A 22,472-nucleotide genomic window follows, 5' to 3' on the forward strand; every position below is an offset into this window, starting at 1 on the left:
GCAAAAATTGGGTTCTTTAGTCAACCTAACTTTTCTAACATGAGGATGCTGAATCACATGATTTTAGATTGCTATAGTTTTTTTTATATTCAAAATTCTGGATAATAATCACAACAAAAAACCCCGATTTTTTCGAGAATCGGGGTTTTTCATTTAAATTAGAAAGCCTGATGGATAGATAATATGAGAAAAACCACCTATTCAATAAAGCCTATAAATTTTACCCTTTGTTCCAGCTTTTTTTGCTTTGTGACAACAGACAAAGCCCAGCAATTAAAGCAACTCCAAGTGTGGCAGAGGGTTCAGGTACTGATTTTACATCATCGTAGTTATAGGTTACTTTGATACCTGCTTTGGCATAAGTATCAATATAGGATCTTATGTTGCCCGATCCTGTAACTAATGAGTTGGCTATGGCTGAGAACAAAAAGTCTATGTTGCCATTACCAATGAAAGACTGCAAGAATTGCGTATCAGTAAAAGTCTGGATACCAGATTGTGTGGCAGTTAAGTTAGAAAGAGTCTTTCCAGATGTGCCACTATAATCAGTGATGTTATCGTATTTGGCAACTTGGTAACTGGAAGTATATTGTGGATTCAGTGCCAACAAAGACTGATTATTTAGTTGTAAGCTAAATTGACTGTCAAGTTTTACTGTGGTTTGACTTGGGGTTGGACTTCTATTTTCAAAACCTGCATTTCCGAGTATATCTCCAGTAAATTCTATTGTTACACCTTGGAGTGTGCCTAGAGATGAGTTAAATTGTTGGACGCTTAGAGGTGTATCAATAATATCTGTGAATTCGTAATTACTAGAACTAGTGTAAGAGAGAGAAGCTGCATTAGCTGCTCCAGATGTCGCAACAATTCCTACCAGAGTTGTAGCAACAGCTAGAGTGTTCAATAGTTTTGTTGTCATGATGGAAGATGCTTTTCTAAAACGAATCATTACAGGATTACTAAGTTATTTCTAACTCTGAAACTTTGCTTGTAGTATTGATAAATTCACGTAAATTTATGTAAAGTTTTTATGTCCAAGTGCCTTCGAAAAATCTACTTTTTGATTTGTATATATAAAGTTTTGTTAAGTTAAAGAGGCTTTTATAGCGGTAATTTTATGTCGAAATATTAAGCTAGTTTTTGTTGGTTTCTGAGAAGTAAGCTAGGTCAACCTTATTAAACATAAAACGCTCAGGATATAGATCCCCGACTTCTGGTGAGAAATTGGGAATCTAGTTACTATCTGGTTATTATATTGATACTCACGTACTTAATTAGGGTGGTATCCCTGTCAAAAGTTTGTTTTACTGGGCTTCCGTACTAAAGCTGTAAATGCGTAGACATAACTTTGTCTAAAATTATATGTCAGGAGCAATTGATACGCAAAAAGTGCGCTATTGTCGCCAAAGCCAAGCTGAACAAGCATCGTAAATTGCTAACTATGTGACAAAGCTTCTGGCTAAAATAGGGCTATGTCTGAAACTTTCACTTCTGTAACTGCAACACGCCCCACGTTCATCCTTGTAGATGGACACTCGCTGGCTTATCGTTCATACTTTGCTTTCGCCAAAGGGCGAGATGGAGGACTGCGTACTAAAGCAGGGATTCCTACGAGTATATGTTTTGGTTTTGTGAAGTGCTTGCTGGAGGTAATGGCAACACAACAGCCTCAAGCAATGGCGATCGCTTTTGATTTGGGTGAGGCCACTTTTCGCCACGAAGCTGACGAGACTTATAAAGCCGATCGCAAAGAAACGCCAGAAGACTTCATTCCCGACTTAGCAAACCTGCATGAGTTGCTAAATGGCTTCAATCTACCAATTTTCACTGCCCCTGGTTACGAGGCGGATGATGTTTTGGGAACCTTAGCACAGCGAGTAACTGCGGCTGGGTATAGGGTAAAGATTCTAACTGGCGATCGCGATTTATTTCAACTGATCGACTCTGACAAAGAAATCACTGTTCTGAATTTTAGTCCAGATGCCATAAAACGCTCTACAAATAGCATTACGGAATTTGAAGCAGAACAAGTTAAAGAGAAGATGGGTGTTTTACCTTCACAAATTATCGATTTCAAAGCTCTTTGTGGAGATAAATCAGATAATATTCCTGGAGTTAAAGGAATTGGAGAAAAGACAGCAGTACAGCTGCTAAATACCTATGGTTCCCTTGACAATATTTATGCTGCATTAGATGAAATTAAAGGCGCAACTCAGAAAAAACTGGCAAGTGGTAAAGAAGATGCCGATAAGTCTCGTTATTTGGCAACCATAGTTTTAGATGTTCCTATAGAAATTAATTTAGAAGATTGCAAATTAAGAGGATTTGATACAAGCGTTTTATCCCCCATTTTAGAAAAGTTAGAATTCAAGTCTTTTTTAGGGAAAATTAACGACCTTCAACAACGTTTTGGTGGCAAAGTTGAAGAAAAGCAAGAAGCCAAAACAGATGTAGTTAATCCTAAATCAGAATTGAGAGATGATGAAGATAATGATTTGTGGTTTTTTAGCGCTAGCGATACAGCAGCAGTTCCACAACAATCTACTTCTCCTATTACACCACGCATCATCAACACCGAAGCCAAACTAACTGAGTTAGTGAAACTTTTGCAAACATTCACTAACCCCAATATTCCCGTTGCTTGGGATACTGAAACTACCGCTTTAGAACCAAGAGATGCTGAGTTAGTAGGAATTGGTTGCTGTTGGGGAATGCAACCAGATGAGGTAGCGTATATTCCTCTGGGGCATAAAACTGGAGAAAATTTGCATAAAGATTTAGTACTAGAAGCATTACGCCCAATTCTTGAAAGCGCTGATTACCCTAAAGCTTTACAGAATGCTAAATTTGATCGCCTAGTTTTAAAGTGTCAAGGGATTAATTTGGCAGGAGTAGTGTTTGATCCCATGCTGGCAAGTTACATTCTAAATCCAGATTCAAGTCATAATTTGATGGATTTAGGGCAGCGATATTTGGGATTGATAGCAAAAAGTTACTTAGATTTAGTTCCTAAAGGCAAAACCATCGCTGATATAGATGTTCCCTCCGTTGCAGATTACTGCGGTATGGATGCCTATTCTACTTTTGGCTTAGTGCCGAAATTGCGTGAAGAACTGGATAAACTTCCAACTTTGTCTAAGCTGTTAGTGGAAGTGGAACAGCCACTAGAAGCGGTTTTAGCCCAAATGGAATACACGGGTGTCCGCATTAATTCAGCTTATTTAAAAGAACTTTCGCAGCATTTAGAAACGGAGTTAGCCAGGTTAAAAGAAGAAGCAACTAAAATAGCTGGGGAAAATTTTAACTTGGGTTCTCCTAAGCAATTGAGCCAAATATTGTTTGAAAAGTTGGGGTTAAGTACCAAACATTCTCGTAAAATTCAAACTGGCTTCTCTACAGACGCAGCCACACTAGAAAAACTCCAAGAAGATGATAAAAGTGGTTTTGTTGAGGCGATCATTGAGTATCGCACTCTATCTAAATTAAAGTCTACTTATGTTGATGCCTTACCTGCATTGGTGCGTCCAGATACTCAGAGGGTGCATACTGATTTTAATCAAGCAGCAACATCAACTGGTAGGTTATCTTCTTCTAATCCGAATTTGCAAAATATCCCCATTCGTACAGCTTTTAGTCGCCAAATTCGGAAGGCGTTTTTGCCTGAAGCTGGTTGGTTAATGGTGGCTGCTGATTACTCACAAATTGAATTGCGGATTTTGGCTCATTTGAGTCAAGAGCCAATATTAGTGCAAGCATATCAGCAAAATGAAGATGTTCACACTGTTACCGCACGGTTAGTTTTTGAAAAAGAAAATATAACCTCAGAAGAACGAGGGATAGCAAAAACTATCAATTTTGGCGTGATTTATGGAATGGGTTCTTTAAGATTTTCGCGCTCAACTGGGATAGATAAGAACATTGCCAACGAGTTCATTAAGCGGTTTAATGAACGATATCCTAAAGTTTTTGCATATTTGGAGCAAGTAAAAAAAGAAGCGATCGCTCTTGGTTATGTAGAAACTATTCTCGGTCGTCGTCGTTACTTTGATTTTACTAATAACAGTTTACGCAAATTAAAAGGCAGCAACCCAGAAGATATTGATCTGAGTAAATTGAAGAATTTGGGCCCTTATGATGCGGGTTTATTACGCTCGGCGGCTAATGCACCAATTCAAGGTTCTAACGCTGATATTATCAAAATTGCGATGGTAAGACTGCATGAAGTTTTGAAAAACTATCAGGCGCGTTTATTGTTGCAAGTACACGATGAATTAGTGTTTGAAATTCCCCCTGATGAGTGGAAAGAATTACAACCGCAAATTAAATCGGTGATGGAAAACGCAGTTCAGTTGAGCGTGCCGTTGCTGGTAGAGGCGCGTGTAGGTGAAAATTGGATGGATACAAAGTAAGTTGAATTTGGGACTGCGGATTTAGACAATTTTTAGTGAAAAATTTCAAAGGTAATCAAGAGTCAAAAATTTTGACTCTTGATTCTTGATCATTGCATAGATAATAAGCTGTTTAACATTTAAATTGCATAAACTGGGCGGGCTTTTCGGCCTACCGCACAAGAGTTATATTTAATTTAGTTATGCAAATTAGATGTTTTTTCGCTTAGTCTAAAAGTTAACCGCCACGTTTTAGTGCGGCTTCAACCTGCTGTAATTCCTTCTCTAAACGATTTTTGAGTTTTTCGGGTACGGGACGATTTGGATAAGAACTGTAGTGTCCAGCCAGGGAATTAAGGGCTGTCCGCATGGTTGTAAAGGAACCAAGACCAGAAACAGAGTTAACTCGCTGATAGCGAGCCGAAAAGTCATTAATTTTCTGACGCGCTTCTGCTTGAACTGCTGTTTTGTCTGATGAATCTTGTGATAGATTCAGAGCCTGTCTCATAACATTGACCACAGCTAAGGTATCTTGGCGATAATCCCCAGTCAAACTATCTGGACTGCCAGAACAGCCCATTAAGCCGATAGACACAACCAAAACCAGCGCAAGCAAACGCGACCAATAGCGCTTCATATGCATTAATTAAAAGAATACGTAAATCAACGTCCATCCTATCTTGGATTGGTAACTTGGGGATCAATTGAATGGGGAGTAGGAAGTTGGTAAGGGCTATTTTATTCCCTAAAAGGCTTTCATTTACAAGCATCTTGGGCAAAAAATTAGATGATTAAAAAATCTGATTGGATAATTATCATAGTCATGGTTTCTCTGCCAGATGCTACGCGCATAGTTTGCTTCGCCGTATAAGTACAGCAACACACTTAAATTTACTTGTTGAGGTGGTAGCTTTTCGATTACCAACTGGGTGCAGATTTCTCGCTTAGACTCTTGACAATATTCCTGTGACAGTTGGTGAGTAGGGATTTCAATCGCCAATTCGACGAAATCTTCACAAGAGATAATGCTTTCGTTCTGGACTTACTACCTAGAGTGAGAGCAACAGTTTTCAGTCTATGGAAAATAGTAGCTTGCGAGTTAGATTTATAAAATGAGAAGTTATACCGTTTCTTTGTGAAGCTGCATATATTTACCCCCCGGCTGTCGCCGTCCCCCCTTACCAAGGCTACCGTGTATACACAAGTTGAGTTGGGAATCACATAGACACAAAAGAACGGAAAATTTTTTTAAAATCCAAGATTATCCGTTAAACCTCTATCAATAAGCTGACACTATTGATAATTAGCTTGCTCGGTTCAAAACCTTGCCTACTAAGGCTTGTATCCTACCAGGCAAGGATTTTAGGACTTGTGTATACACAGTAGCTTGCCAAGGGGGGACTACAGGGGGGTCTTGTTATGTGCATCTTCATAGAGAATTGGTATTAAAACTATTTAATCAACTGACTTCCCTTGCCTCAATCTCTGCAATTTCAGCATCGTAATACATATCATTAACCACAAAAAGCCAACTCCATAACCTGCAATTATGTCTGTGGGCCAATGGACTCCTAAATATAAACGGCTAATACCAATAGCAGCAATTAAAATAACTGTCAAACTGTAAATTAACTTGGCAAAACGAGGATAATGAGTTGCCAATTCGTGAGCAATAAAACCATAAAGCACCATAGAGCCAAGTGCATGACCGCTAGGAAAACTAAAAGATTTTTCAGAAATTAATTGATGCCAGAGTTCCGGGCGAGGTTTAGAAAAAAATAACTTTAGCCCTGTATTTAAAATGAATGCTCCCAGGCAAGCAAGTAGAAAAAATCTTGCTTCTTCTCGATAACGTCGCCACCAAAGTAATAATAGATTAACGCCGACAACGATGACTACTGTTGTAGGATTACCAAGATTTGTAATAAACAGCATTAAATTATCTAAATTTGGATTGGCAAACTGATGTAGCCATAACAGAAAAGTAGTATCAAATCTAAAAGCATCTCGCTCTAAAACCTCTTCAGCCAGTTGTGCTAAAACAAAAAGGATGAGAAGACAACTAGTAAGTCCAACAATACCAATTGTCGCAATTAAGGGAGCCAAACGAGGGTGTATATGACGTAACCAGAAGTTAGAAATTTTTCGAATCATACTTTAATATCATTTTTTTCGCTGCACCTCTGGGGTTAAAAAGTAATTTATTTAACCCCAGAGGTGCAGAGAACACAGAGTAAAGAGATTGGAAAGGAATTTTTTAACTAAAATTTTTATCCACCTTGAAAAGGCTACTCCTAACTCTTAAATCCTAACTTTTTGATAAAGAGTCTCACGTTGTTGGTAAGGTCGTCCTAAAGAAGCGATCGCAGTTTTTAAAGTTTCCACTTCCATACATGTACCACCCAAAGCACCCGCCATTGTGGTGATATGCTCCTCCATCAAGGTGCCACCGATATCGTTGCAACCCCAAATTAGGGCTTCAGTTGCACCTGCAAGCCCCAGTTTTACCCAACTCTGCTGATGGTTGGGAATCCAATTACCCAAGTAAATTCGCGCCACAGCGCCTAGCAGCAGCGCATCGCTTAAAACTGGTTGATCGCGTCCAACACGGCGACGTAAGGGTTTGGGCGCTTCTTGACCAACGAAGGGTAATAAAATAAACTCTGTGATCTTTGCGGGATATCCCTGATTAATGGCGGTTTGTTGGAGCGATCGCAATTTTTCTAAATGTCCAATTTGCTGCTCGTGGGTTTCAATATGCCCAGATAACATGGTGCTAGTGGTATATAACCCTAATTTATGAGCGGTGCTGACAATTTCTAGCCAAGTGGCTGTATTAATCTTCTCTGGACATAATATCCGCCTTACTTCATCGTCTAAGATTTCTGCTGCTGTTCCCGGCATTGAGCCAACACCAGCATCACGCAAAGCAATAATTACATCGGCATATTCAAGTCCATCAAGTCTGGCGATAAATTCCACTTCCTGGGGAGAAAAAGCATGGAGATGAATCTGCGGAAATTCCTGTTTGATGGTTTCCACTACCTTGAGATAGTAGGGCAAAGATTTACCATTTATCTGCGCTTGTGGATTTAACCCACCCTGCATACAGATTTCTGTAGCACCCCGTCGCACTGCATCTGTTGCCTTTTCCAAAATTTGCGCTGAATCTAACCAGTATGCACCCACATCACCATCATCTCGACGGAATGCACAAAAACTACAGTGCTGCTCACAAATATTAGTGAAGTTGATATTACGGTTAATTATGTATGTAACCGTATCGCCTGCTTGGGTATGGCGAAGTGCATCTGATGTAGCACGAATTGCTGCGATCGCTTCTGGCTCTGTTTGTTGTAGCAATACCACTCCCTCTTGGGGAGATAAGTCGTACCCCATCAAGGCACGCTCAAGAATTTTTTCCACAGAAATTTTCGTTAGCATTATTTTCTCAGTAAATCTTAAATTGAAGATCCAGTAATAAATAAAATTTTACTTAATAAATATACCAAGGTCTGGAGAATCCCATGCTCGAAGATAAGTTTTACCTTTAAAATTAATCTCTTGATATTTATTGTTTTTACTTTTTTTAGTTTCCATCGAAATAATCCCACAAGGTTCAAAATCTTTATAAGAATCTTCTTTTTCTAAAACTGCCGAAATATTGGTTACATTAATATGTTGAATTTTAACCATTTCTTGATTTTTTTGCTGCCAAAGTACCCAAAAAGGATATTCCCAAGGGTCATTTCCCATTGATAGCCCAATAGTAGAGCATTTCTTTGAGTTTAAAAACTCAACTGCTCCTATATAAGTATTTTTTAGATAAGGTCTATTACTAAAATACTGCTCAATTCTCTGAGTTTGGAATATATTGTTGTTATCAAAAATAGGTTTATACCTATTACAAAATACCCAAGGTAATGATGATATTAGTAAAAACGTTACTATAACAATTGCTATTTTTTCATTTTTAAGCTTAGATAAAACAACACCTAAGAATGGAGACATTAAGATAAAAAAAGGCAAATGAAGGCGACTATTCCAGGCTTGCCATTTTACAAAGTAGCAAAATAGAAAAAATGTAGCTGCGGTAGTAATTAGATAATCTAAAACATTACTTTCTTGTCGAATATATTTTCTAGATATGAAAATTCTAATACATATTATTATCAATACAAGATGTACTAAATTTTCTGCACTATTTTCATTACCAGATATCCCAATTGTTGACCAACCTCCTGGGACAAAAAATGATTTTGAGAAAGTTATTCGAGGATCGTTAACATCGACACCGATAAATATATGGATAATTTGAATTAATCTATTTGTTATTCCATTCCATAAACCAATCGGTGTACCTATATGCAAAGCAATATTCCTCAAAATATTAGAAATTACTATATTAATACCGAGTACTTCATTACGATAGCCACCTGGTTCACCCAATGGCGAACCAAATAAATTATAATTACGTAAATAGTGACTAATATTAAGTAATAAAGATATACTTCCTACTATTAATGCTGGCTTCCATATTTTCCAGCGTAAATTTTTAATCTGGTAAAATCCAAACCAAATCAAAAAGGGAAATACATAAAAATAAGCAGTCCCTTTACTTAAAATAGCTAGTCCTATGCTACTACCAATATTAAATGAGTTTGTCCAAATATCTCTTCTTCTTGCTTCGATAGCCGATAGTAAGTAGTAGGCAAGACAAACTACCCTAAACGCAAGCACATAATCATTTTGAGTGTTTGAAGCTTGCAAAATTCCCATAGGAATTGTTGCAGTTATAACAGCAGAGAAAACTTGACCTCGTAAATCTGCTTCAAGTTTTTTAGCAATTAATGAGACTGCAATAATACAGCCAATCATGCTAAACCATTGAACTAAGTTAGCGAAGTAGTCACCACCGCTCAAAATTTGAAAGTGCAAAATTACGAACTCTGACCAAGGATTTTGATATAGCTGTGGAGTATAATTTGTTGGATAATGAGCAATGCTATGATTTTGTATCCAATGAGCAACACGACTCATGTGATAATCCATAGAATCCCAGTTATTTGGTGGTGCGATGATGGCAATTAATCCAACTATTGCTACAACGAAACCTACACCACATAACAATAAATTTACAAATGATGGGATTTGAATATTTTTATTTGCTTGGAAATAATTCTTTGTATCTAAAATCTTAGAGTTTTGGGAATTTAACCGAAAGCATATATAAATTAAGATGATACATATTAATCCCCAAGTTGCTAATATCCAGCCAAAAGTAATTAATTTAAAAATACTCAAAAATTCTGTGATTACAGCGATCAAAATTCCCCAGTAAGTAGATGTTAATATCAGCGATTCACGCCAATCGGTACGATTTTTATTAATTAACCAAAAAATAGCAATCCAAGCAAGGAGAGGCAAAAATATAAACATAATAAAAATTAGACTAATATTAGTATTCGTAATTAATCAATGCTTGACAAGTATATGCAATAGCTTAGGTTTTCTTAGCACACTGTCTTTTTATGATTTGCATAACCCATTAACAAAAAAATAGTGTGATTTTACCACAACTATTTTAATTTATTAATATGCATCGTTGTCTTATAGGATGTTTGAAAAGTTTTCTTCTCGTTAACAAAAGTTCTAGATCCCCCTAAATCCCCCTTAAAAAGGGGGACTTTGATTCCGGTTCCCCTCTTTTTAAGGGGGGCTAGGGGGGATCAGTTAGTACCTAAAATCACAGCCAAACACTTTTCAAACAACCTGTTAGGGACTTGCAAAAAATAAATTATCCCAAATTATTTATAGATTTGTAGGGGCGCAAGACCTTGCGCCCCTAAGACTTAAGCATTGGTATTACTAATTTCTCGCGGTGTTCGTCGGTGCTGTATTAGCAACCCAATCGCCATACCAATGCCGACGAAGGCTGTAAAGTAGAATAAACCAATTAATCGGATATAAATTGGTGGTGCGATCGCTTCAACTTCCACTTCTTGCGCTACTTTCACTGGTGCAAATTGACGGTTAGATCCTGGTAGAGGAGTTGCTTCCACCTCGATTTTGTGGGGTGAACCATCAAAAAACTGTTCTTGCCATGTAAACTTACCCTGTTCGTCGGGAATACCTTTGTAGTCAAAGACTGTTAAATTATGTTCTGTGGCGATCGCTTTCACTTGCAACGCTACATCTGTGATCGGTTGTCCACTTGTTGTATCTTTCAGTTGTAGTGCTAAATTCGCAAGTTTTCCGACAGTTGCGTTTTTATCTCCGTCAAGGCTAATTTCCAATCCCTGAGATTTCTGAGATGATGGTGCAATTACTTCGGTACTACTTGGGTGGTGTTCGCTGCCATGAGCTTCTGCAACTTCTGCACTAATATTGATAACTAATAGAGTTACTATAGCTACTACTGTCAATGCACTCAATAAAAGGCGTACTGACTGTGGCGCAATTTCTCCTTGTTGCAGTTCTTCTTGTCCGCCGATAACCCAACCACCTAACAATCCAAGTGCTAATAAAATAGCTGCTATAACTACAAAATATTTATATTTGATTGGATTTTCGTGGACATTCAGATTTAAAGTTTGCTGATATGGAGCAAAAGGATTTGCTACTAAAGGTGAAACATTCACTATTAGTTGGTAGTTACCACGAATAGGTAACATCTGCTGAATTTCTAGCTTACCATCAGGTGCAGTAGCATCTATTTCCAGCAGTTTTGTTCCCTCAACAATAGGGAAATCTGTTGTTAACCAAGGATTACGCGGTGGTGTTAGAATTTGTAAGCTAATGTTGGTATTTTCTAAATGTTTACCCGCAGCATCAACAGCTTGTAACGTCAGGGTGACAGGAGATTGTGGTTTTTCTGCCTCTGCTTCAAAGGGAAGAATACGTTCTAAAGGTGGGTTGGTAGAGAGTAGCACTCTGGATGTAGGAGTTTGGGAATTCCCTACAAAGGAATAAAGAATTGACAAGGTAATGCAAACAGCACTGATAACCCCAAAAAGTCGATATTTTTTCATAAAAACTGACGGTAAATGTGAAACTTTTGTACTTTTTACAACTTAAAGCTCAATAGCAGTGGATGAAACTTACTCCATATTTTTATTACCAAGTAAAAGAATTATTCATAAATTCAGACACCATCCAAAATACAGTTAAGGTAATGTGGAGATGAAAAAAAGCATCTCTACATTACCTAAAAGTTATTCCAAGCAAAAACACTCGTGCGAAACCTGCGATATTTTAGCGTTGTAACTTTGTTATGTTAACTAGCAAAGTTTTTCATTCACCTAAAAAATCTTGGGATTATGATAATTTAGTGACATGCAACGCCTAATGTATGGTGACGCGCTGAGTGTGCTGTGTTATGAACCGCAGGATAGGTGGAGAACAAAACAGTCCAGATAACTAAAGAAGATAGCAGCATATAAAGTGTTACCTGCACAGGTTTGGATAAGGTAATACCTGCGGTCTTTTGCAATACTGACATCTGAGAAAAAGTAGTCATTTTTGACCTCCTATAATTAATTTGGGTAATTTATCAATCAAAAGGCATGATGCCACTTGATTGGAAAAAGATATACGATCAACTTTGGATTTGACAAGTGTGTATCAAATGTATTGTGTAATTCGACTTTAGTGAATACTATACTATCCTTTGAACATCGGCTCATCAGGATGTAGAAATCTCCACATAAAATCCATACAAATAACAAAAGAATGACACATGGATTTGAATGACGGCATTTTCAAAGCTGATAACACGAAGGTAACAGATTAAAATTAAAAATCAAAAATGCTCATGTTACCAAGCATCCAAAATTCCTTGAAATGTAATTGATGTTATCTCTAAGCCAATTAAATACACTACTGATTAACGATATTTGCTTGCTTGTGTCTATATCCAAGATGCTATTATACTCATTGTTTGTACTACAGGTATTGCTGAAGCAATAAGCATATCAGGAATAGGTATAAAACAGTTAGTTTTTGCTAAACATAATTTATACATAATTTAAACGTAAAAATACCGTTAAAATAAAGCAAGGTTGGCTAAAATTTTTAAAGACTGATTCTAGCTTGATCTAGATTTATCAACCTAAATAACAGTTTTTAAGCACTATCAAATTATTGACAATAATTATTAATTCCTCTAAGCTTTAAAAGCAATTGCAAATCTTTTGCAATTCTTTTTTGGTGCTAACCGTAACTAAATGTCATGCCCAACAACTTTGCTTTAGGTAACGGAAAGCCTTGGAGCCGCCGTCAATTATTGAAGCTGGGCCTAGCAGGTGCTGGAGTGACTGGTGCAGCTGGAGTTTGGCAGATGCTAAATCTACAAAGCAAGTCAATCGTCAAAGTGCCACCATTCAATAGGTCAGTACCAGACGATGTTACTAACCCGATGAAGATGTTAAGGGATTTTGATTATGGGACGGTAAAGCAAGAAAATGGGCGGACTATCCGTGAATTTCAACTAACAGCTGGTACTTCCATCATAAAGCTCAATAGTGCTGTGTCTTACAACATCTGGGACTTAAATGGTCGCATACCAGGCCCAACGCTACGGGCTAAACAGGGCGATCGCATTCGAATACTATTTCTCAATAACGCGGGACATTCTCACTCTTTGCATTTTCATGGGGTTCATCCGGCGGAAATGGATGGTGTTCGCCCAATCAGCAATGGTAGCGCCACAATTTATGAATTTGATGCTGAACCTTATGGCGTTCACTTATACCACTGCCATATTGAACCCGTCACCCGTCACATTGCCAAAGGACTGTACGGGATGTTTATCATCGATCCACCTACTCCCCGTCCCCCGGCTGATGAGATTGTACTAGTGATGGGTGGGTATGACGTAAATGATGACAGCCATAACGATTATTATGCTTTCAATGGTCTGCCACACTATTACATGCATAATCCTATTCGTATTTACAAAGATCAGTTGATTAGGCTGTATGTCCTCAACATCATTGAATACGATCCAGCAGTGACTTTTCATCTCCATGCCAACTTCTTTGATGTCTATCGCTATGGCATGAGTATGACTCCTAGCGAGAAAACTGATGTGATTACGATGGGTGTAGCGGAAAGGCACATCTTGGAATTTGCTTTTCGCTACCCAGGTAAGTATATGTTCCATCCGCATCAGGATGCGATCGCAGAAAACGGTTGCATGGGTCAATTTGAAGTACTTACTGAGAGCAACTCTCAAAATACTGTTAAAAATTCTTAAATAAATAATTTGTTATTAATTTCTTAAAATTTTAGTTCAACTAGTTGATAACAACTGTCATTATATGTCAAAGTAAAGTCTACTACAACGTGTCAAACAAACTAGCTTCTACTAATAGTTTGAAATGTTTCAATTAATACCTTTTTATTTGTGTGAGGAGCAAAAATGATAAAAGTTCGTTATATCTGCTTAACTGTTGCAACTGCGGCAATAATTACCTTGAGTTCCTGTAGCAGTACACCAACCGCAGAAAATCCATCAGCACCAGTTGTTAGTACCCCAGCTACAGAGGCAGTCAGTAATAACAGTCATAGCGGTCATGGTAGCAAAGAAAAAATTAACATTAACACTGCTATTTTGTCAGAATTAGATAAGTTTGAAGCCAAACTAGGTGTTCCAGCTTTATCTAACAAAATCCAGGCAGGTCGTCCTTATGGCAGCCCAGAAGATTTAGTTACTAAAAAAGTAATTACTCAAGAACAATTTGACCAAATTAAAGACCAGGTTGGTGTTCAAGAAGTGGCACTCACAGGTGAGGCGAAAGATGTTGACTACATGAGTAAATTGGGCTTAATGAAAGGGCATCTTTTGGTAGCACAAGAGCTGCTAGATCAGAATCAGCCAAAACAAGCAGAACCTCATATTGGACATCCAGTTGAGGAAATTTATGTTGATGTAGAAGACCAATTAAATGAGCGCAAAGTCAAAGAATTTAAGACAACATTAGTGAGTTTGCAAGATTTAGTAAAATCTAGTCCGAAGGATAGCAAAGTTAAAACTAATTTTACTTCTTCAGTGCAAGCAGTTGACGGAGCGATCGCAGCTTTGCCAGAAGCTCAACGCTCAAAACCAGGATTTGTGCTACAGGTAATTAACGAACTGCTAGATTCAGCTAACTCCGAATATGGCGCTGCGATCGCAAATGGTAAAATAACCGCGCCCATCGAGTATCAAGACTCCCGTGGTTTTGTCGTTTACGCCAATGATTTATACAAAGGAATTTCTAGTCAAGTAGCTCAAGCAGATCCCGAAGCGCATAAAGCGATCGATTCTAGTTTCGCTGAACTCATAAAAGTTTGGCCCGCCGCCATCCCACCAGCTAAAGCAGTCAAAACACCTAGTGATGTCACCAAGCTGGTGAAAACCATTGAGGAAAACTCTCAAAAAGTAGTTGACAAATCCAATACCCAAGCACAGCGATAACACTTTGTTTTAATGGAAAGCTGATGCGAAGGAGTTTAAAATGATGAAATCGTTAAGAGTTAGGGGTTATGAATTAAGAGTCCTGAGTTAAGAATCCCGATTTGCTAACTCTTGACTTCCAACTCCTCACTCCTAACTCCTAACTTCTACCTAATTACACTCCATTCGTTACTTGAACTAAGAACTGATGCAAGAACTTGACTATAAAAAGACTATCGACTTGCTGAACGCCATCATGGAATTTGAACTAGCAGGAGTAGTGCGTTATACACATTATTCTTTGATGGTGACTGGCCCTAACCGTATTCCAATTGTGGCTTTTTTCAAAGCACAGGCAAGCGAGTCTTTACTTCATGCTGAACAAGTAGGAGAAATTCTCACCGGTTTAGATGGGCATCCCTCCCTGAAAATTGCCCCAATGGAAGAAACTTACCAGCATAAAGTCAAGGATATCTTGGAAGAAAGCTTATCTCACGAAAAAAAGGCATTGGATCTGTATAAAAATCTGCTCGAAACTGTCACCAATGCTAGTATTTATCTGGAAGAATTCGCTCGCGGCATGATTGGACAAGAAGAGATGCATAATCTCGAACTGAAAAAGATGCTACGCGATTTTAGCTAATAGTCATTAGTCATTAGTCATTAGTCATTGGTCATTGGTCATTAGTTAAAAACAAATTCAAATGACAAAGGACAACTGACTAATGACAAAAGACAAAAGACAAAGGACAAAAAATGAATTTTAGTACTGCTCTACCTACTTTTATAATCACACTCCGAGAAGGAGTAGAAGCGGCCCTTGTTGTTGGTATTGTGCTAGCGTTGCTAAAAAAAGCTAAACAATCCCGACTCAACTCTTGGGTATATGCTGGTATCGGCGTTGGCATTGTTGTCAGTGCTTTTATAGGTGTGCTATTCAGTTGGGTAATTCAAATACTGGGAGCAGCGAATCCTCAATACACCTCGGTAGTTGAACCAGCCTTGGAAGGTGTATTTAGCGTATTAGCGATCGCAATGCTGAGTTGGATGCTAATCTGGATGACTAAACAAGCCAGATTCATGAAAGCTACGGTTGAGGGAGCAGTAACAGAAGCGCTGACACAAAACTCAAATGCTGGCTGGGGTGTTTTTACTTTAATTTTAATTGCCGTTGTCCGTGAAGGCTTTGAAACTGTTCTGTTCGTTGCTGCTAATTTTCAACAGGGATTAATGCCAGCATTGGGCGCTATTGCTGGTTTGGTAGCGGCATCTGCTATTGGGGTGCTGCTATTTAAATGGGGTGTCAAAATTAACATCCGCCAGTTTTTCCAGGTAATGGGCGTTTTCTTAGTGTTGATTGTCGCTGGGTTGGTAGTTTCAAGCTTGAAACACTTTGACGAAGCTGTGGCTAACCTTGCTCTTAGTAGTCGTTCCACAGAAGGACTTTGTTTCTATTACGAACGTTTTACAAAAGTCCACTCCTGTATTTTGGGGCCAATGGTTGCAAATACTTCCACAATCTTGCCTGACGAACAGTTTCCTGGGATTATTCTTAAATCTTTATTTGGTTATAGAGATAATCTCTATCTTGTGCAAGCAGTTGGATATGTGGCATTTTTACTCACCATTGGAGGACTGTATTTCCGCAGCCTTGGAGGTGCTTCTCCCGAAAGTAAAAAAAATATCCCCTTTGGTCAAAAACCGATTAGTTCTGCAAAAGATTAAAAGCACAAGCAACGATAACCCCGATTTATTAAATAAGTCGGGGTTCTGAGGTCTTACAATTTTCATAAATTAAATTAAGATTACTAATTATATTTAATTCAATTAAGTACCCTGTGGTGCAAACAACACTTGCTTAAGCTGCTGACAAGCCTTTTCAATTGCATCTATACTACCTGGATTGACCAAACCAAAATAATCAAACACATAAACTCGGTTATTTTTAGTTGCTTGTAGTTGCTGCCAAAAAGCTTCCTTCTTCAGCGAATCTAAAAGTGCTGCTTCTGAATTCCCTTGTGGGGGATTAACCAAAATTATCACCTCTGGATTTGCTTCTAAAACTTTCTCAGCAGAAAGCGTCACATAACCACCAATTGGACTTTTTCCTTGTAAATCTGCTGCTATATTTTTTGCCTGAAATTTTGCCAACAAATCCCCAGCCCAACTATTTTTATTCGGCGCTAAGATGGGTTGACGACTAACCAGCGCTAGAGTAGAAAAACCCTGAGTTGGCTTTTCTGCCAAGAAAGTTTTATAACGATTTAACAAAGGCAGAGGATCGGCATCAATTTTTTTAGCAAGAATTTTAGTAAGTTCTTCTAGAGATTCCCAGTTATTCACCTTAGTAAGAAAGGTTTTAATTCCTAGCTGCTGAAGTTTTTGAATTGGGATGTTAGAAAAACCTTCTGCACCAATAACTAAATCTGGTTTTAGTGCTACTATTTTCTCTAAATTGGGCGGGCTTTGTCCTTCACTAACACGGGGAATATCTTTGAATTTTGAGTCATTTTTAAATAATTTACTACCAGTGATTCCGACAATTTTAGTTGAATTAAGTCGAGAGATGATATCCGCAGAAAGAGAAGAAAGAGCAACAACTCTTTTTACTGATCCTGTTGGTAGTTGTTGAGAATTTGCGTTGATTGTCTCAGTAGGGTTTGTGACTTTTATTTGTGACTGCTGAGTGGTTGGAGTCGTGCAAGCAGCTAAAACTATACTCATAAAAAGTGCTAAAGCAGATAATAGCCAACGACGATGCATATTAAAATTCCTTCTTGGGTAAGAATTGCATAAGAAGCATACTTAGCAACACATTCAAAAATCGTAAATGTAGCTTTTAGCAATATAGCTATAAAGTACCAAACTGGATCAACGAAGCCAGAGATTGAAAAGATGTCGCTAATGACAAGAGCTAAAAGTCAACCTATTCTTGTTTCAAAAAAACTACTAGCTTTGGCAGATTTTCACTAACTAAGGTAGAGGCGCAATCTACCCAATAGTAGACTAAACTTGCTTTGTATTCAGATGTTTTATACTTCCTTATATGCGTTTATGTCTTTATAAAAAAATGCGGCAACACAAATAGGGCTTAGGCAGTCTTGAAAAAATAGGTTTTAAACCCTTAGTGTTTACTTATATAATTCGATACACGTTACCTACAATTATCTGAATTGGGGTCGATGATTATTGTGTCCATCTACTGAAAGATATGTCTAACCATCCTTTAAGCTTTGCAAGATCAACATTATTTTGGCGGCGTATATTCGCTGTTGTTTTCACTAGTAGTTCGTTGCTGCCCAATTTTGGAGCCGAACCAGCAAGGGCGCAAGTAACCCAATATTGCCAGTTATCATCGTCGGCGGCGAAAGAAAAAGAAAACTTACGTTTATCAGCTCTTAAAGGCAATCAAGATGCCCAAACCCGCTACCAAAACTTAATCAAAAAACAGGCACAGGAATTACAGCAGTGCCGCACTCGCACTTGGCCACAAATCCAAGCTCTCTGGTTGCGCTTGTATCCCTGTGATATTCAGCCAGGAATAGTTGACCAGATTATGGATCGGATTGTCAACCGTGGCTATAACCAAGTGTATGTGGAAGTATTTTATGACGGGCAGGCATTATTGCCAGCAAAAGCTAACCCGACGGCTTGGCCTTCTGTAATTCGCACTCCAGGGACAGAAAACATCGATATACTCGCCACAGCAATTCAAAAAGGTCGGCAACGTGGTTTGAAAGTCTACGCCTGGATGTTTACTAACAATTTCGGCTATACTTACGCCCAGCGACGAGATAGAGAAAGTGCGATCGCCCGAAATGGCAAAGGTCAAACAAGCCTATATGTCGTAGATAACGGCTCTCAAGTATTTATCGACCCCTACAACTCGCAAGCAAAAAGCGACTACTACCAATTAGTAAAAGAAGTTTTGCGCCGTCGTCCAGATGGCTTGCTATTAGACTATGTGCGCTATCCCCGACAAGCAGGAAGTGATTCCATCGCCACCAAAGTTTCAGATTTATGGCTATTTAGTCCTGCAATTCAAGAAGCTTTATTTAAACGGGCACTGAATTACAAAGGACTGGACTTAATTCGACGCTATTTGAGCAAGGGATATGTCACCGCCGGAGATATCGCGGAAATTGATAAACTTTATCCCCAGGAAGGGGAACCGCTTTGGCAAGGACGCATTCCCCCAGCAGCGCAAAAATCAATTCTGTCTGCAACCGACAGACAACCACTTTTGCAATGGGAATTGTGGCAGCTAGCAGTTGCTCACGCTATGCAAGGAATTCTAGATTTTGTCAATATAGCCAGTTACCCAGCAAAGCAGCAAGGTGTTTCTACGGGAGTAGTGTTTTTCCCTGATGGCAACCAAACTGTAGGACAAGGGTATGATTCTCGCTTACAACCTTGGGATCGCTTCCCTACTACATTAGAGTGGCATCCCATGTCTTATGGGAATTGCGGTAATGTCAGTTGTATTGTGGCGCAAGTGAAACGGGTTTTGAGTATGACAAAACCAGGTACAAAAGTGATTCCAGCTTTAGCAGGCAAATGGGGAGAATCGGTCAGTAATCGTCCATCCCTTGAAGTGCAAATGCAGGCACTCCGACAATTTGCGCCCCAACTGAAGGGAGTTAGCCATTTTGCCTATTCTTGGCAATATCCTGAGAATGATAACGATCGCAAATTTTGTCGCATTCGTTAAATAATATAATTCAGGACGGGCTAAATGCCCCGCTACCGCTAACAGAATTCAGAAGGAAAATTTCCCTCATTTCTTTTATTCCCACTAATTGATTCTGAATTCTGAAGCTTCTTCAACTAAACTTAAAGCCAAATCTTCTGGTGTATTACAGTTAAACAGCATTTCGGGTTCTGCTAAAGGCAAAACTTCCACAGGATATTGCCGAAGCAATTGTTGAAACGATCGCCCCCCTTGGTTGATAAACTCTAAGAGTTGTGGCAAACAGCGACGGCGATAGAAACCACACAGAGGTTCCCAACCTTTAGGATGATGAGCTAAAGCTGCGATCACATCATCCCCCACGTTATCAAGTCTAGTTACCCATTCTTGCAACACCTCAACTCGCAACCTTGGTAAATCGCAAGCCAGGAGTAATACCCATTCTGTCTGCACTTCGGCTAATCCTTGAGCAAAACCAACTAAAGGCCCATGAGCGAGGGATTCTCCAGATAAAGGTACTTCTCGAATAAATTGGCAACCAGGCAAAAGCAAATCTTGATAGCGTTCTGGCCAGGGAGTGATTATATAAACAGTATCGCTACAGCTTTGAGCAATGCTACAAACTCGCTGTAACAACGGCATCCCTTCAATGGGAATCAAGGCTTTATCTTGACCCATGCGAGAACTTTTACCACCTGCTAATACAATTGCTGTTAATTCGCTTCTGGTCGTCATATTTATACATCGAATCGGGGTCTGGGTACTAAGAACTGGAGAGTAGGCACCAAACAAACAAAGAGAATAACCCCATGCCCCATGCCCATCATCCCCTATTCTGACTTTTCTCTACTTGCTGCAATAAATGCTCTACATTTTCTGCTGGTGCAAGACACTTCAAACCTTGGCAAACTAACCCAACGCTTCCCTCTGGTAAATCAGATGTTATGGCAAACACAGATGCTGGTAGAAACTTGAGGATCAGCGAGTTTATTTGCTCAGTAGTACTACGAATCAAGGTAGAATTACGATACCAATCCAAAGCTGTAAATAAGCTGGGACAAGCCTGGGGAGAGCGCTCCATTACACTCTTAAAAGCTTTTAAACCAAGTTCGGCTAAATCTAAATAATCTAGATTATCGGTGAGTAAAGCGAGACGAACCAGGTTAGCGATCGCAATTCCATTCGCTGATGGTGTCGCATTATCTACGTAACTGCGTTCTCTGACAATTAAATCTTGACTAGAATCGCTTGATGTGTTAAAATAACCACCTAATTCCACACTCCAGAGAAATTCGTTAAATTCATCTTGAATAGCGATCGCATTTTCTAACCATCGCTGATTCTCAGGGTTGGAAGCTTGTAAATCTAGCAGAGCTTTAATAAAAAAGGCGTAATCTTCAGACTGCGCTAACACAGTCGGTTCGCCTTGATAGTTGAGTCGCTGAAAACGCCCATCAACAAACTGATTTTCCAAGATAAAATTCGCCGCTCGTGTTGCTAATTCCAAATATGATGGTTCTTGGAAAACGCCAGCAGCCTTAGCTAGCCCAGAAATCATCAAGCTATTCCAAGCGACAATCATCTTCGTATCTGTCACCGAGGGAATGCGACCTGGCCAATTAGTGGTTTTTGCTTCCTGGTTGTTACGAGCCGGGGGAAAAGTTTCTAGCGACTCAGAACTAACGCCATAGCGAACAATAAACAGCTTATTCAGTGCGGTTTCTAGCGTTGCACTCAGTTTGCCTAAATTCCTTCTTTGTAAAACATTACGTCCTTCAAAGTTGCCGTTAGGGGTAACAGTAAATTGTTGTTGTAATTCCGTTAATTCTTCAGGCGTTAATAGTTCTTGGACTTCGCTGTAACTCCAAACATAAAAGGCTCCTTCTTCTGGTTCTACTGCTGTGGCTTGGGTGAAGCTGTCAGCATCTTGAGAAGCATAGAAGTAACCTTCCGGTGCGGTCATTTCTCGCTTTAGCCATTGTATAGTACCAGCAACTGCTCTCTCAAACGCTGGTTCCTGTATTCCTGCACTCCATAGATTTGCTAGATACTCCACAATCTGTCCATTGTCGTAGAGCATCTTTTCAAAATGCGGTACTGTCCAAGTCGGGTCAACAGTATAGCGATGAAAACCACCACCTACATGGTCATAAATGCCTCCCAGCGCTAAGTCTAGTCCTCGCTGGGTACAAACTTGCTTGCCATCATAACGAGATTCAAAATTAAATCGAGTTCCCCGCAATGCTAATTCTGTATAGGGAATCATCGGAAAGCTATTACCCGATTGACCAGGAGTAATTACACCTGTGCTGGTTTCCCAACCTTGGCGGAGTAATTCGTGGTCTTCAAGCTCAGTTGTTGTACCGTCTTGCAACACCGCAGACGTGAGCAGGGACTCAATAATTAAAGCTTTGCGTTTCTGTAATTCTGCTTTTTCGGTATCGTAATAACGGCGAAGGGCTTGCAACACCTGTAAAAATCCCGGACGGCCATAGCGCGGGTCTACAGGAAAATAAGTCCCGGCGTAAAACGGCACTAAATCTTCTGGGGAAAGAAAAATATTTAAAGGCCAACCCCCTTGACCGCTCATCATCTGCAAAGCCTGCATATAGATGCTATCGAGGTCAGGTCTTTCTTCCCTGTCTACTTTGATGGGAAGATAATTGGTATTCATGTAATCAGCGATCGCAATATCAGAAAAAGCTTCGCCTTCCATGACAGTACACCAGTGGCAACTAGAGTAGCCAATGGAGAGAAAAATCGGTTTATTTTGCGCCCTTGCAGTTGCAAGCGCTTCGTCACACCAAGGCCACCAATCAATGGGGTTTTCGGCGTGTTTGCGGAGATAGAGGCTCTTAGCTTGAGCAAGGCGATTAGTCATGATCAAATGCAAATAGTTGCCTTCTTTGCTCAGTCTACCTTGTTCCCAAGAGTGTTAACCTAGACAGCTATGTAT

The 22,472-nt window shown here is 39.3% G+C and carries 16 protein-coding genes; 6 read left to right on the plus strand and 10 right to left on the minus strand.

Annotation, left to right across the window (positions count from 1 at the left end):
* Positions 1-220: 220 nt before the first annotated feature.
* Positions 221-919 carry a choice-of-anchor E domain-containing protein gene (locus G1O98_RS04515; protein WP_163927480.1) on the minus strand — a complete coding sequence of 233 codons (699 nt, stop codon included), beginning with the start codon at positions 917-919 and terminating at the stop codon, positions 221-223.
* A 553-nt stretch (positions 920-1,472) separates the two neighbouring features.
* Here G1O98_RS04515 and polA point away from each other — a divergent pair.
* Positions 1,473-4,409 carry a DNA polymerase I gene (gene polA / locus G1O98_RS04520; RefSeq protein ID WP_163927481.1) on the plus strand — a complete coding sequence of 979 codons (2,937 nt, stop codon included), beginning with the start codon at positions 1,473-1,475 and terminating at the stop codon, positions 4,407-4,409.
* 217 nt (positions 4,410-4,626) lie between these two features.
* Here polA and psb27 read toward each other — a convergent pair whose 3' ends face one another.
* From psb27 to G1O98_RS04550, 6 genes are all read right to left on the minus strand, one after another.
* Entirely contained in the window at positions 4,627-5,031 is a 405-nt protein-coding gene (gene psb27, locus G1O98_RS04525) for a photosystem II protein Psb27 (RefSeq protein ID WP_175586534.1), read from the minus strand.
* An 812-nt stretch (positions 5,032-5,843) separates the two neighbouring features.
* Positions 5,844-6,542, minus strand: coding sequence for a phosphatase PAP2 family protein (locus G1O98_RS04530; protein WP_163927482.1), 699 nt, complete (start codon positions 6,540-6,542; stop codon positions 5,844-5,846).
* Between the two features lie 147 nt (positions 6,543-6,689).
* On the minus strand, positions 6,690-7,832 hold the full coding sequence (cofH, locus tag G1O98_RS04535) for a 7,8-didemethyl-8-hydroxy-5-deazariboflavin synthase subunit CofH (RefSeq protein WP_163927483.1): 1,143 nt from the start codon (positions 7,830-7,832) through the stop codon (positions 6,690-6,692).
* 48 nt (positions 7,833-7,880) lie between these two features.
* Complete coding sequence (locus G1O98_RS04540) at positions 7,881-9,827, minus strand: glycosyltransferase family 39 protein (RefSeq protein WP_163927484.1); 1,947 nt, start codon at positions 9,825-9,827, stop codon at positions 7,881-7,883.
* A 413-nt stretch (positions 9,828-10,240) separates the two neighbouring features.
* On the minus strand, positions 10,241-11,419 hold the full coding sequence (locus G1O98_RS04545; protein ID WP_163927485.1) for a hypothetical protein: 1,179 nt from the start codon (positions 11,417-11,419) through the stop codon (positions 10,241-10,243).
* Positions 11,420-11,715: 296 nt separating this feature from the next.
* A complete protein-coding gene (locus G1O98_RS04550) occupies positions 11,716-11,907 on the minus strand; it encodes a CbtB domain-containing protein (RefSeq protein WP_163927486.1) in 192 nt (63 codons plus the stop codon).
* 711 nt (positions 11,908-12,618) lie between these two features.
* On the opposite strand from G1O98_RS04550, the gene G1O98_RS04555 reads away from it, so the two are divergent.
* The 4 genes from G1O98_RS04555 (at position 12,619) to G1O98_RS04570 (ending at position 16,551) form a co-directional block, all read left to right on the plus strand.
* The gene (locus G1O98_RS04555) at positions 12,619-13,644 is read left to right on the plus strand and encodes a multicopper oxidase domain-containing protein (protein ID WP_163927487.1); all 1,026 of its coding nucleotides are present in this window, start codon (positions 12,619-12,621) and stop codon (positions 13,642-13,644) included.
* 165 nt (positions 13,645-13,809) lie between these two features.
* Positions 13,810-14,847, plus strand: a complete 1,038-nt coding sequence (locus G1O98_RS04560) for a helix-hairpin-helix domain-containing protein (protein WP_163927488.1) — start codon at positions 13,810-13,812, stop codon at positions 14,845-14,847.
* 187 nt (positions 14,848-15,034) lie between these two features.
* Complete coding sequence (locus G1O98_RS04565; protein WP_012412436.1) at positions 15,035-15,469, plus strand: ferritin-like domain-containing protein; 435 nt, start codon at positions 15,035-15,037, stop codon at positions 15,467-15,469.
* 113 nt (positions 15,470-15,582) lie between these two features.
* The gene (locus G1O98_RS04570) at positions 15,583-16,551 is read left to right on the plus strand and encodes an FTR1 family protein (RefSeq protein WP_163927489.1); all 969 of its coding nucleotides are present in this window, start codon (positions 15,583-15,585) and stop codon (positions 16,549-16,551) included.
* A gap of 102 nt (positions 16,552-16,653) precedes the next feature.
* Here G1O98_RS04570 and G1O98_RS04575 read toward each other — a convergent pair whose 3' ends face one another.
* The gene (locus G1O98_RS04575; RefSeq protein ID WP_163927490.1) at positions 16,654-17,589 is read right to left on the minus strand and encodes an ABC transporter substrate-binding protein; all 936 of its coding nucleotides are present in this window, start codon (positions 17,587-17,589) and stop codon (positions 16,654-16,656) included.
* Between the two features lie 448 nt (positions 17,590-18,037).
* Here G1O98_RS04575 and G1O98_RS04580 point away from each other — a divergent pair, with 448 nt between their 5' ends.
* Positions 18,038-19,537, plus strand: coding sequence for a family 10 glycosylhydrolase (locus G1O98_RS04580; protein ID WP_163927491.1), 1,500 nt, complete (start codon positions 18,038-18,040; stop codon positions 19,535-19,537).
* 84 nt (positions 19,538-19,621) lie between these two features.
* Here the strand turns inward: G1O98_RS04580 and G1O98_RS04585 are convergent, their stop codons facing one another.
* Together G1O98_RS04585 and G1O98_RS04590 are read right to left on the minus strand one after the other, a co-directional pair.
* Positions 19,622-20,251, minus strand: coding sequence for a molybdenum cofactor guanylyltransferase (locus G1O98_RS04585; protein WP_163927492.1), 630 nt, complete (start codon positions 20,249-20,251; stop codon positions 19,622-19,624).
* A gap of 88 nt (positions 20,252-20,339) precedes the next feature.
* Positions 20,340-22,397 (minus strand): thioredoxin domain-containing protein, encoded by a 2,058-nt coding sequence (locus G1O98_RS04590; protein WP_163927493.1) that lies wholly within the window; start codon positions 22,395-22,397, stop codon positions 20,340-20,342.
* Positions 22,398-22,472: the final 75 nt, after the last annotated feature.

The organism is Nostoc sp. UIC 10630 (assembly GCF_010747425.1).
Taxonomy (GTDB): Bacteria; Cyanobacteriota; Cyanobacteriia; order Cyanobacteriales; family Nostocaceae; genus Nostoc.